We start from the raw sequence: 11,814 nt of genomic DNA, 5'->3' as shown, positions 1-11,814 counted from the left end.
CAACGGCCGCCATCGTACTACGCACCCGGCATCTGTGAGGTGACGAGCGTGGCTGAAATACTTGCCGTCGGCGAGGCAATGGAACGGGCGCTGACGCTGCTCCGGGGCGGCGATGTCGTCGCCATCCCCACGGAAACCGTCTACGGGCTTGCCGGCGACGCCACCAACGGCATCGGCGTGGCGCGCATCTTCGAAGCCAAGGGGCGGCCGCGCTTCAACCCGCTGATCGCCCATGTCGCCGACATGGCGATGGCCGAGCGCCTCGCACTGTTCGATCCGCTGTCGAAGAAACTGGCGCTGGCATTCTGGCCAGGCCCGCTGACGCTGGTGCTGCCGCAACGGCCCGGCAACGGCATCCATCCGCTGGTCACGGCCGGGCTCGATACGATCGCCTTGCGCATGCCGAGGGGTTTTGGCAGCGACCTGATCGCCAGGCTCGGTCGTCCGCTTGCAGCACCCAGCGCCAATTCATCCGGCAAGATCAGCGCGACGACCGCGCAAGCGGTGGCGGCCGATCTCGGCGCACGGATAAAGCTGGTAGTCGATGGCGGCGCGACACCGGTCGGGCTGGAATCGACCATCGTCAAGGCGGAGGGGGACAGAATGCGGCTGCTGAGGCCCGGTGGCATTGCCGCCGGGGAGATCGAAGCGGCCATCGGCATGGAATTGTTGCGCGGCGGTGCCGCCGGCGTCGAGGCGCCCGGCATGCTTGCCTCGCACTACGCGCCGGGTGCCGCAATGCGGCTCAATGCCGGCACGGTCGGGGAGGGCGAAGCCCTGCTTGGCTTTGGCGGCCAGCGGGCGGACGGCTGGTGCCGCGCCGTCGCTTTCCTCAATTTATCCGAGACAGGCGACCTACGCGAAGCGGCCAGCAATCTGTTTGCCTATATGCAGGAGCTCGACCGCAGCGGCGCGCGGACCATCGCCGTCGAGCCGGTTCCCCTCGACGGTCTCGGAGAGGCGATCAATGATCGCCTCTCGCGTGCCGCCGCCCCTCGTGACATCTAACAGCCCGCAACATAGTTTTCCCCCATGACCGAAATTTCAGAGACACTCGACACTGCTCTCATCGATCGCTTCGCCGCGATCGTCGGCGACAAATATGCGCTGCGCGATGAGCAGGATATCGCGCCTTACCTCATTGAGCGGCGTGGGCTCTGGCACGGCGCGACATCGCTGGTGCTGCGGCCGGGCAGCGTCTCAGAGGTCAGCCGGATCATGCGGCTGGCGACCGAGACGGGAACGCCAATCGTGCCGCAAAGCGGCAATACCGGCCTGGTCGGCGCCCAGGTGCCGGACAAATCCGGCCGCGAGATCATCCTGTCGCTGTCCCGGCTCAACCGCATTCGCGAGATCGATGTCCTGTCCAACACGGTGACGGTCGAAGCCGGCGTCATCCTGCAGACGCTGCAGGAGGCAGCGGACGCCGCCGACCGGCTGTTTCCCCTGTCGCTGGCCGCGCAAGGCTCCTGCCAGATCGGCGGCAATTTGTCGTCCAATGCCGGCGGCACCGGGGTGCTTGCCTATGGCAATGCGCGCGAACTCTGTCTCGGTGTCGAGGTGGTGCTGCCGACCGGCGAGGTGTTCGACGATCTGCGCAAGCTGAAGAAGGACAACACCGGTTACGATCTGAAGAACCTCTTCGTCGGCGCCGAGGGCACGCTCGGCGTCATCACCGCCGCCGTGCTCAAGCTGTTTCCGAAGCCGAGGGGTCGCGAGGTCGCGTTTGTCGGCCTATCGTCGCCTGAAGCCGCACTTTCCCTGTTCAGCCTGGCCATGGACCGCGCCGGGGCAGCACTCACCGCCTTCGAACTGATCGGCAAGCGGCCATACGATTTCACACTGGCGCATGCCCAGGGCGTGGTGCGGCCCCTGGTCGACGACTGGCCGTGGTACGTGCTGATGCAGATTTCATCAGGCCGTTCGTCGGAGGATTCGCGAGCGTTGATCGAAGATGTGCTTTCGGCAGGCCTCGAACAGGAATTCGTCGGCGACGCCGTCATCGCCGCAAGTCTCGGGCAAGGGGACGCCTTCTGGAATTTCCGCGAACTGCTGCCCGAGGCGCAAAAGCCGGAGGGTGCCTCGATCAAGCACGACATTTCGGTGCCTGTGGCAATGATCCCGCGTTTCATCGCGGAGGCCGCCGGCGCCGTGGCGTCGGTGAGCGCCGGCGCCCGCGTGGTTTGCTTCGGCCACATGGGCGATGGCAATCTGCACTATAACATCTCGCGGCCCGTGGATGGCGACGACGAGGCGTTTCTCGCTCTCTATCACACCATGAACAAGGCGGTGCACGATGTCGTGCGCAGCCTGCACGGTTCGATCTCGGCCGAGCATGGTATCGGCCAGTTGAAGCGGGACGAACTCATTGCCACCGCGCCGCCGATGGCGATCGATCTGATGCGAAGGGTGAAGGCTGCCTTCGACCCGGCCGGCATCATGAATCCGGGTAAGGTTATCTGATCCTTTCGACATCTTGTGGCTGGTGGGATTCCGATAACCATCCCTGAGATCAGCAAAATTTAACCGACTTTCTTAAGCGGGGCGGTAAGGAGCCCGCGCTACTGTCTCCATACAAACGAGGCTGGAAAAACCGGCCCGGAGAGAACCGGACACCGGCTCTCAGGAGACAGACAGGAAGGCCACTCTATGAACACCGGACTGAAGCCAGTCTGGGCGGGACGCAACATGCGCCTCGACCCATTTCGCCTGCCGCAAGTGGTGAGCTACGCGACACGCGACGACTACGGCGATGTGACCTTCACCATCGACCAGCGCGGCGCCGTGATCCGCCGCCTGCTCGAGATGAGCGGCGTGCCGGCGATCATCGCTCTGCCCGCCAATGCTTTTCGCGGCGTTGCCGCCCGCGCCATGGAGGACCCGGACGGCAATGTCACGGTGACCCTGGAACTCCTGCACAACGATCCGATGCTGTCGGTGCCGCTGCTGGTCGCCGACGATCTTGACGATGTCGCCGCCGACTGGCGCGCCTGGGCCGACGCCTACCGTCTGCCGATGCTGCTGATCGAATCGGACGGCGTCGCCCGCACCCTGGAAGAATCGCTCGGCGCCGCCATCAAGACGCTGCCGCCGCAGGATCGCCGCAAGGGCCGCATTTCCAACATGCGCCGCCCGCGCTTCCTCGCTCGCCGCAGGGCCGGCGACCTCGGTCTCAGGCTGGTCATCGACGGTCAGGAGATTATTTCGCGCGAGTGAGCATCAAGAAAAGCGAAGCCGCTAGACCAGCGGCTTCAGCGCCACCCATAGCGCCCCGCCGATCAGGCCCAGGAAGATCAGCCAGCCGATCTGGTTGTTCGACCTGAACAGGCGCAGGCATTGGTCCGGATTGTCGATATCCAACACGGCGATCTGCCGCGCCATATGGGCGCCGGCGGCGATCAGTCCGGCCAGCGCCACCACCGGCGCCTGCGCCGACGCGAAGGCAATGGCAAAGCAGATCAGCGCGCCGCCATAGAGCCCTGCCAGCCATGATTTGGTGTTGTCGCCGAACAGGCGTGCCGTCGAGCGCACGCCGACGATGGCGTCATCTTCCTTGTCTTGATGCGCGTAGATCGTGTCGTAGCCGATCACCCACAGGATGGAGCCGATATAGAGCATGATTGCGGGGCCATCGAGATCGCCGAACTCGACCGCCCATCCCATCAGCGCGCCCCAGGAAAAGGCAAGGCCAAGGAAAAGTTGCGGCCAGTTGGTTATCCGCTTCATGAACGGATAGATGGCGATGATCGCCAGCGAGCAGATGCCGAGCAGGATGGCGAAGCTGTTGAACTGTATGAGCACCACGAGGCCGACCAGGGCCTGCAGGGCAATAAACAGCCATGCCCGCCGGCGCGTCGCCTTGCCCGACGGCAGTGGCCGCGAACGCGTGCGCTCGACCTGGTTGTCGATGTCCTCGTCGACGAGGTCGTTGTAGGTGCAGCCGGCGCCGCGCATCGCGATGGCGCCGATCAGGAACAGCACGAGATACCAGGGCGCCGGCAGCAGCGAGAGCAGCGGATCGCCAGGACGCGGATAGGCGCTCGCCGCAAGGGCAGCCGACCACCAGCAAGGCCACAGCAGCAGCTGCCAGCCGATCGGCCGGTCCCATCGGGCAAGCTGTGCATAGGGCCATATCGAGCGCGGCAGCACGCGGTAGACCCAATGGCCGTTCGGCGCATCGGCGACACGGCCCTGGGCCGCTTTCGACTGGATAGTTTCCATCTCCATGGAGTGGCAGCAGCGGCGGAAACCGTCAAGCGGCAAGCGGAGGAGCGGCGCCGGTCAGCCTTTCACGAGGCAAAGATGTCGCGGGTGGCGAACCAACCCTTGGCCACGTCGATGAAGGACAGCGCCGCATTCGACACATGCTGATGCGTGTCATAGGTGAGCAGGATCCGCTGCATGGGCAGCGGATCCGACAGCGGCTTGCAGACGAGCGGCAGCCCGTCATAGCTGCGGTCGCCGTGCGGGCGGGTATAGCTGACCGCAACGCCGAAACCGTTGGCGACCATGGAGCGCTGCAGTTCGAACGAGCTTGTCGTCGAGTCGGCCACTGGCGAAAGGCCGCGGCTGCGGAACAGGTCGAGCATATGCTGCCAGCTGTGCGGCTGGTCCGTGGTGATCAGCGGATAGGCGGCCAGATCGGCAAGGCTGACCGTTGGCCGGCCCGCCAGGGCATGGCCTGCCGGCAACAGTGCATGCGGACGAAGTTCGCGCAGCAGGATGCGGGCGAAATGCGTCGGCAGGCTGAGGTCATAGGTGAGGCCGAGATCGATGGCCGCATCGCCGAGCCGCCGCCCAAGCGTCTCGAACGTCTCGTCGCGAACGACGACCTTCACGGCTGGATAGCGTTCGGAGAAGGCGCGGAGCAGGGCCGGCGCGAAGAACGGTGCCAGGTCCTCGAAGCATCCCAGCACCAGTTCCCCGCTGACAGCCGATTTGCTTGAGCCCAGGCCGATGAGTTCGTCCGTTTCGGTGAGAACCTGTCTTGCCTTGGCCACGACGGCGCGGCCAAACGATGTCGGCAACACGCCGCTTCCCCGCTGGCGGACGAACAGTTTCTGGCCGAAATTCTTTTCGACGGCGTCGATGGCCACCGAGATCGACGGCTGCGAAACGTTCAGCACCTTCGCCGCCCCTGTGACGCTGCCGTGACGCGCGACGGCGACAACATAACGCAATTGGGTGAGGGTCACGCTCATAGGGTCGTCCTATGTATCAAATGGGAAGTTATTATTTTACTGAATGAATGCCGCTTGCGATAGTCGGTTCATTCCAAGAGGAGAACGCCATGGCTTCCGTAGCCGACACCCGGACAATCGACGCCCAGACCATCAATGCAAAGACGATCGCCGACTATCAGCGTGACGGCGCGGTGTGCATTCGCGGCGCCTTCAAGGGCTGGGTCGACACGATTGCCGCCGGCATCGAGCGCAACATGCAGAACCGCAGCGCCACCGCGTCCGACATCGCCAACGGCCGCGGCAGTTTCTTCGACGACTATTGCAACTGGGAACGCATTCCCGAATTCGTCAGCGTGGTGCGGGACTCGCCCGCCGCCGAACTGGCGGCGGCGGTGATGCAGTCGCGCACCGCGCAGTTCTTCCACGATCATGTGCTGGTCAAGGAACCCGGCACGCAGAAGCCGACGCCCTGGCATCAGGACATCCCCTATTACTTCGTCGATGGCCAGCAGACCGTGAGCTTCTGGATACCCATCGACCCGGTGAAGGAAGCGACACTGCGGCTGATCGCCGGTTCTCACAAATGGGACAAGATGATCCTGCCGGTGCGCTGGCTCGACGACAGCAATTTCTATGCCGGCGAGGGCGACTATCTGCCGGTGCCCAATCCCGACAATGATCCGTCGCTGAAAGTGCTCGAGTGGGAAATGGAGCCGGGCGACGCCATCCTGTTCGACTTCAGGACCGCGCATGGCGCGCGCGGCAACATGACTGCGGCGCGGCGCCGGGCGCTGTCGCTGCGCTGGGTCGGTGACGATGCCCGCTATGTCGAGCGCCCGGGGCGCACCTCGCCGCCCTATCACGGCCATGGCATGCAGCCGGGGCAGAGACTGCGCGAGGACTGGTTTCCGGTGGTCTACCAAGGCTGAGCGGCAGCCAGAATATGGGCGCCGGTAGTCTGCGCCCATATTCGGCTGGGGTAATGTTCCCGTGCGCAATTCCGATCAAAACACCCTGATGCCTTGACCCGTCCTGCAGAGAGCAATAGCGGGTTCTCTGAGAGATCGGTATCAAGAGGTGGCCATGAACGTTCTTCTTCTCGGCTCCGGCGGCCGCGAACATGCGCTCGCCTGGAAGATCGCCGCGTCGCCGCTGCTGACGAAGCTTTATGCCGCCCCCGGCAATCCGGGCATCGGCAGTGAGGCCGAACTGGTGAAGCTGGACATAGCCGACCATGCCGCTGTAGCCGCGTTCTGCCGGGAGAAAGATATCGACCTCGTCGTGGTCGGTCCGGAAGGGCCACTGGTCGCCGGCATTGCCGACGATCTTCGCGCCGGAAACATCCGCGTCTTCGGGCCCTCCAAAGCCGCCGCACAGTTGGAAGGCTCGAAGGGTTTCACCAAGGACCTCTGTGCGCGCTACAACATCCCGACCGCCGCCTATGGCCGTTTCAGTGATCTGGCCTCGGCCAAGGCCTATGTCGAAAAGACGGGCGCGCCGATCGTCATCAAGGCCGACGGGCTTGCTGCCGGCAAGGGCGTCACCGTCGCCATGACGCTCGGCGAAGCACAGGCCGCACTCGATGCCTGTTTCGATGGTTCTTTCGGTGCTGCAGGCGCGGAAGTTGTGGTCGAGGAGTTCATGACCGGCGAGGAGGCGAGTTTCTTCTGCCTCTGCGACGGCACCACCGCGCTGCCCTTCGGTACTGCACAGGATCACAAGCGCGTCGGCGATGGCGACACCGGCCCCAACACCGGCGGCATGGGCGCCTATTCGCCGGCCCCGGTGATGACGCCGGAACTGGTCGAGCGCACCATGCGCGAGATCATCGAGCCAACCATGCGCGGCATGGCTGCAGCAGGCGCGCCGTTCTCCGGCGTGCTGTTCGCCGGGCTGATGATCACGGACAAAGGCCCGAAGCTGATCGAATACAACACCCGTTTCGGCGATCCGGAATGCCAGGTGCTGATGATGCGGCTGAAGGACGATCTGCTGGTCCTGCTCAACGCGGCAACCGACGGCCAGCTGGCGCATATGTCGGTACGCTGGCGCGACGAGACAGCGCTCACCGTGGTGATGGCGGCCAGGGGCTATCCCGGCACGCCGGAAAAAGGCTCGGTCATCCGCGGCGTCGAAGATGCGGCGAGCGACGGTGTCCAGATCTTCCACGCCGGGACTGCCATCAATGGCGGCGCGCTGGTTGCCAATGGCGGCCGCGTCCTCAACGTCACGGCGACGGGAAGCACGGTCGGTGAGGCGCAGAGACGTGCCTATGCCGCGCTCGACCGCATCGACTGGCCGGACGGGTTCTGCCGCCGTGACATCGGCTGGCAGGCCGTGGCACGCGAACAGGCTGGCTGAAATTCTGTATTGGGAGACGGCAGTCTACCGCAAACCGCGATCGATCTCGGTCGAAGCGGTGCTGAGCGGATCGGCGGCGGCAAAGGCAGCGTCGAGTTGTGCGGGCGAACGCTGTTCGGTCCGCTTCCAGGCGACATATTGGACGATGCCGAAGCCCGGCCGCCGCGGCACCGTCTTCACGACTGGCATGCGGAAACCGTCGCGAAATTTCGTCCAGCGCGTGCCCAACGCCATGACCATCTCTTCGAAAGTCGGCGGCGCTGCCACTGAGGCGTAGGTGATGGTGACATTGCCGGCGAGGCCGGCCTCGCGTGAGACCGGAAGGGGTATCGAGGCGAGATAGTCGGGCGGCACGTCGATGAGTCCGCCAAACGGCCATTGCGCGCGCAGCGTGGCGGCGTCCGTCGGCGCGACATTGACGTCGATGTCGTTGGGCGTGCCGGCAACCCTGTAAGGACAGCGGAACCGGCCGCAATTGGCTTGCGCCGAAAACTGCCACAGTGCGTAGCCTTGCCAGTTGCCCATCGGAAAATGCACGTCGATGTCGGACTTGTAACGGGCATACCAGAGCGGCAGCCGCGACAGGAGCCGGTATCGGTAGCTGTTGTCGGCAATGTACTGGGCGGTCTTGCCGTTGGTGTAGAGCACCGGGAAACGGCCGATGCGCCGATGCACCTGGCGCGCGAACTCCTCCGCATCGTCGAGCGACATCCATTGCGAAGGATCGTTGCCCTCAATGTCGAGAGCCATGAGATCGTCCGGTGCAGGCTCGGCGAAATCGAGGAAATTATTGGCCTGCTCGACCGGATTGCCGGGGCGGGCGAGGTGGTAGGCACCCCATTTAAGCCCGAGTGCCTTGGCGACCACCCGGCGCGTCTGGAACAGCTCGCGTGTCACCGCATGGCGTTTCCACAGCGACTTGCAGAGCTTCACCTCGGTGTCGCCGCCCAAACAGAAATAGGGCGGCGGCATGCCGTCGGACGCCTTGTTGATGAAGCCGACGACCCGCTTGTCGGTGGCGAGTTGGGCCCAGTCGATGGAATTGTATTCGTAGGCATCGACGACCAGGGCGCGATCAGCGTTCTTCCAGGGTTCGGAAAAATCCGAAGCCTTTGCCGCCGTCGACAGCGCCATCGTCGCCGTCAAGGCGAGAAGCGCTGTGCGGCGAAGGAGCCGCGTCATCCTTTTCAAAACAGGGAATCCCCGTTGATCAAAGGCAGATGCTGAACCGCTATGGTTAAGGATTTGCTTTCGGGGCCGGCGTCAGAAAAGCTGGCGTCGTATCAGTGGCTAGAATCCAAACGGGTCCGGCGCCGGCTCCTGCCGCAGCGTGCCTTCGGCGGCGCGTTTGCGGTGGTGGACGAGGGAGCACTGCGGCGAGCACAATATGCCGCGATCAGACCAGTAGGCGGCGCCGTGTTCGAGTTTGCCCTCATGGTAGCAGAACCCCTCCGCTCGATAGGGTAGGCCACATTCGATGCAGCGATAGGCGTCGGGTCTGGCGAGCATAGGGATGGTTCCGGTCGGCTGGTTCTGATCTGTCGCCGGTTGATTTGGTTCGGCGCCGATTGAATTTAATACGCGCCGCCGCGATTGCAAAATCCGCGTGACAAAATTTGACGTTTACGTAAAAAGAAGATGGGAGGCCGGCCAAAGAGCGGATGGTTTTGCAGCGGCACTAACTCTAAGGTTAGCAGGGCCGATGCATCAGGAGGAGTGAGCGGCATGTATCGGGCACCGGTCGAGGATATCGCGTTCACGCTCAAGCACGTGGCCGGCATGAAATCGGCGCTTGATGCCGGCAGGTTCGGCGATCTCGGCGAGGATCTGGTCGATGCCGTTCTGGGTGAGGCCGGTCGCTTCGCCACCGAAGAGGTCGCACCGCTCTACAAGATCGGCGATCAGCAAGGTGCCGTGCTGAAGGACGCCGCCGTCACCACACCGCTCGGCTGGAAGCAACTCTATCGCCGCTGGATCGACGGCGGCTGGAACGCGCTCTCCGGGCCTGAGGCCTATGGCGGCCAGGCGCTGCCGACCATGCTCGGCGTCGCAGCGCTCGAAATGTGGAACTCCGCCGCCATGGCCTTTGGCATCGGCCCGACGCTGACCATGGGCGCGGTCGAAGCGCTCGACAAACACGCCTCGCAGGAACTCAAGTCGAAATATCTCGAAAAGCTCGTCTCGGGCGAGTGGATGGGCACGATGAACCTGACCGAGCCACAGGCCGGTTCGGACCTCGCAGCCTTACGCGCCCGCGCCGAGCCCGCCGGTGACGGCAGCTACCGCATCTTCGGCCAGAAAATCTTCATCACCTATGGCGAGCACGATTTTACCGACAACATCATCCACCTGGTTCTGGCGCGGTTGCCCGATGCGCCCGCCGGAACGCGCGGCATATCGCTGTTCCTGGTGCCGAAATTCCTGGTCGGCGACGATGGCTCGCTGGGCGCCCGCAACGACGTCTTCTGTTCCGGCCTCGAGCACAAGCTCGGCATCCATGCCTCGCCGACCTGCACCATGATCTATGGCGATGGTTTCCAGGGCGCCAAGCCGGGCGCCGTCGGCTGGCTGATCGGCGAGGAGAACAAGGGCCTCGCCTGCATGTTCACGATGATGAACAATGCGCGGCTTTGTGTCGGCATGCAGGGGGTCGCGGTCGCCGAGGCCGCAACGCAGAAGGCGATTGCCTATGCCAACGACCGCCGGCAGGGCAAGGCCGCAAGCTACGCTGGCGCCGGCATGGCGCCGATCGTCCATCACCCCGACGTGCAGCGCAATCTCCTGACCATGAAGGCGCTGACACAGATCGCGCGGGCGATCAGCTATTCCTGTGCCCACGCCATCGACCTGGCACGCGTCTCTAACGGCGACGAGGCGGCGCACTGGCGCGACCGTGCCAATCTGCTGACGCCGCTGGCCAAGGCTTTTTCGACGGATGTCGGCGTCGAGGTTGCCTCGCTCGGCGTCCAGGTGCATGGCGGCATGGGCTTCATCGAGGAGACGGGTGCGGCCGCACTCTATCGCGATGCGCGCATCGCCCCGATCTACGAGGGCACCAACGGCATCCAGGCCATTGATCTGGTAATACGCAAGCTGCCACTCGGCGGCGGCGACCATGTGCATGGCTACATCGATGAGTTGGCGGCGGTGGCCGGAGCGGTGCGAACTTCGAACCTGCAGGGTTTCGGCCGCACCGCCGATGCTCTCGACACAGCGCTTGACGATCTGACGCAAGCGACCCGCTTCCTGCAAAAACTGGCTGCCGACGACCGGCCGGACGAGGCGCTGGCTGGGGCGACGCCCTATCTCAGGCTGATCTCGCTTGCCGCCGGCGGCACCTATCTGGCGCAGGGGGCTCTTGCCGATCACAACCGCATCGCGCTTTGCCGCTTCTTCGCCGAAAACCTGCTTGGCGAGGTCAGTGCCTTGAAGCAGCGCGTTGTCGATGGCGCCGAGAGTCTTGCCGTTGCCGGTAAAACGCTGATTTTCGCCTGACGTTCACAAGGAAAAAACCGTGACAGACCACATCCTCGTCGAGCGCCAGGGCGCCACCCAGATCATCCGCCTGAACCGGCCGGACAAGAAGAACGCGCTGACGCGCGCCATGTATGCGAAAATGTCGACTGCTCTTGCCGAGGGTGACGCCGATCCTGCGATCCGCGTCCACGTGTTCCTCGGTGTGCCCGGCGCCTTCTCTTCCGGCAACGACCTTGCCGATTTCATGGTCGTCGCCACCGGTGGCGATGGCGGCACCGAGGTCTGGGATTTCCTAATGGCGCTGGCCAGGGTCGAAAAACCCATCGTCTCCGGCGTTGACGGCATCGCGGTCGGCATCGGCACGACGCTCAATCTGCATTGCGACCTGACTTTCGCCACGCCGCGCACTGTGTTCAGGACGCCGTTCGTCGATCTCGGCCTGGTGCCCGAGGCCGGATCGAGCCTGCTGGCGCCGCGGATACTGGGGCAGCAAGCTGCGTTCGCATTGCTCGGCCTCGGCGAAGGCTTTTCGGCCGAGCGCGCGAAGGCCGCCGGCCTGATCTACGAGGTGGTCGAGGAAGCTGCACTTGAAGCCTCGGTACTGGCTGCCGCCGCACAGATCGCGGCCAAGCCGCCGCAGGCGCTGAAGATCGCCCGCGACCTGATGCGCGGCTCGCGCGACGACCTAGTCGCTCGCATCGGCGAGGAAAGCGAGCATTTTCGCGAGCGGCTGAAATCCGATGAGGCGCGCGCTGCCCTGACAGCGTTCATGACCAGAAAGAAGGCCTGAGCC

Annotated in this window: 11 protein-coding genes; 7 read left to right on the top strand and 4 right to left on the bottom strand. The window is 64.3% G+C overall.

Annotated elements, in window-relative coordinates:
• Positions 1-48: 48 nt before the first annotated feature.
• From ACZ89F_RS19955 to ACZ89F_RS19945, 3 genes are all read left to right on the top strand, one after another.
• The gene (locus tag ACZ89F_RS19955; protein WP_476093727.1) at positions 49-1,008 is read left to right on the top strand and encodes an L-threonylcarbamoyladenylate synthase; all 960 of its coding nucleotides are present in this window, start codon (positions 49-51) and stop codon (positions 1,006-1,008) included.
• 24 nt (positions 1,009-1,032) lie between these two features.
• A complete protein-coding gene (locus ACZ89F_RS19950; protein ID WP_476093726.1) occupies positions 1,033-2,463 on the top strand; it encodes an FAD-binding oxidoreductase in 1,431 nt (476 codons plus the stop codon).
• A 186-nt stretch (positions 2,464-2,649) separates the two neighbouring features.
• Positions 2,650-3,216 (top strand): DUF6101 family protein, encoded by a 567-nt coding sequence (locus tag ACZ89F_RS19945; protein WP_476093725.1) that lies wholly within the window; start codon positions 2,650-2,652, stop codon positions 3,214-3,216.
• A 21-nt stretch (positions 3,217-3,237) separates the two neighbouring features.
• Here ACZ89F_RS19945 and ubiA read toward each other — a convergent pair whose 3' ends face one another.
• The gene (gene ubiA, locus ACZ89F_RS19940) at positions 3,238-4,221 is read right to left on the bottom strand and encodes a 4-hydroxybenzoate octaprenyltransferase (RefSeq protein WP_476097317.1); all 984 of its coding nucleotides are present in this window, start codon (positions 4,219-4,221) and stop codon (positions 3,238-3,240) included.
• Positions 4,222-4,289: 68 nt separating this feature from the next.
• Positions 4,290-5,201, bottom strand: a complete 912-nt coding sequence (locus ACZ89F_RS19935; protein WP_476093724.1) for a LysR family transcriptional regulator — start codon at positions 5,199-5,201, stop codon at positions 4,290-4,292.
• 89 nt (positions 5,202-5,290) lie between these two features.
• On the opposite strand from ACZ89F_RS19935, the gene ACZ89F_RS19930 reads away from it, so the two are divergent.
• Complete coding sequence (locus ACZ89F_RS19930) at positions 5,291-6,112, top strand: phytanoyl-CoA dioxygenase family protein (RefSeq protein WP_476093723.1); 822 nt, start codon at positions 5,291-5,293, stop codon at positions 6,110-6,112.
• 154 nt (positions 6,113-6,266) lie between these two features.
• On the top strand, positions 6,267-7,544 hold the full coding sequence (gene purD, locus ACZ89F_RS19925; protein WP_476093722.1) for a phosphoribosylamine--glycine ligase: 1,278 nt from the start codon (positions 6,267-6,269) through the stop codon (positions 7,542-7,544).
• A gap of 24 nt (positions 7,545-7,568) precedes the next feature.
• Here purD and ACZ89F_RS19920 read toward each other — a convergent pair whose 3' ends face one another.
• Positions 7,569-8,726 carry a glycoside hydrolase family 25 protein gene (locus tag ACZ89F_RS19920; RefSeq protein WP_476093721.1) on the bottom strand — a complete coding sequence of 386 codons (1,158 nt, stop codon included), beginning with the start codon at positions 8,724-8,726 and terminating at the stop codon, positions 7,569-7,571.
• A 108-nt stretch (positions 8,727-8,834) separates the two neighbouring features.
• Positions 8,835-9,053 carry a hypothetical protein gene (locus ACZ89F_RS19915; protein WP_476093720.1) on the bottom strand — a complete coding sequence of 73 codons (219 nt, stop codon included), beginning with the start codon at positions 9,051-9,053 and terminating at the stop codon, positions 8,835-8,837.
• Between the two features lie 216 nt (positions 9,054-9,269).
• On the opposite strand from ACZ89F_RS19915, the gene ACZ89F_RS19910 reads away from it, so the two are divergent.
• Both ACZ89F_RS19910 and ACZ89F_RS19905 read left to right on the top strand, forming a co-directional pair.
• Positions 9,270-11,039: an acyl-CoA dehydrogenase gene (locus tag ACZ89F_RS19910; protein WP_476093719.1), complete on the top strand. Its 1,770-nt coding sequence runs from the start codon at positions 9,270-9,272 to the stop codon at positions 11,037-11,039.
• Between the two features lie 19 nt (positions 11,040-11,058).
• Entirely contained in the window at positions 11,059-11,811 is a 753-nt protein-coding gene (locus tag ACZ89F_RS19905) for a crotonase/enoyl-CoA hydratase family protein (protein ID WP_476093718.1), read from the top strand.
• The last annotated feature ends 3 nt before the right edge of the window (positions 11,812-11,814 follow it).

This window comes from Mesorhizobium sp. USDA 3734, from assembly GCF_056279665.1.
The sequence above is the reverse complement of the archived record's forward strand: the minus strand, read 5'-3'. Positions and strand labels throughout refer to the sequence as shown.

Excerpts from the sequence above, each read along its gene's own strand:
- ACZ89F_RS19945 (WP_476093725.1), top strand. The coding sequence starts at position 2,650 with ATGAACACCGGACTGAAGCCAGTCTGGGCGGGACGCAACATGCGCCTC.
- ACZ89F_RS19935 (WP_476093724.1), bottom strand. The coding sequence starts at position 5,201 with ATGAGCGTGACCCTCACCCAATTGCGTTATGTTGTCGCCGTCGCGCGT.
- ACZ89F_RS19915 (WP_476093720.1), bottom strand. The coding sequence starts at position 9,053 with ATGCTCGCCAGACCCGACGCCTATCGCTGCATCGAATGTGGCCTACCC.
- ACZ89F_RS19910 (WP_476093719.1), top strand. The coding sequence starts at position 9,270 with ATGTATCGGGCACCGGTCGAGGATATCGCGTTCACGCTCAAGCACGTG.
- ACZ89F_RS19930 (WP_476093723.1), top strand. The coding sequence starts at position 5,291 with ATGGCTTCCGTAGCCGACACCCGGACAATCGACGCCCAGACCATCAAT.
- ubiA (WP_476097317.1), bottom strand. The coding sequence starts at position 4,221 with ATGGAAACTATCCAGTCGAAAGCGGCCCAGGGCCGTGTCGCCGATGCG.
- ACZ89F_RS19950 (WP_476093726.1), top strand. The coding sequence starts at position 1,033 with ATGACCGAAATTTCAGAGACACTCGACACTGCTCTCATCGATCGCTTC.
- ACZ89F_RS19920 (WP_476093721.1), bottom strand. The coding sequence starts at position 8,726 with ATGACGCGGCTCCTTCGCCGCACAGCGCTTCTCGCCTTGACGGCGACG.
- purD (WP_476093722.1), top strand. The coding sequence starts at position 6,267 with ATGAACGTTCTTCTTCTCGGCTCCGGCGGCCGCGAACATGCGCTCGCC.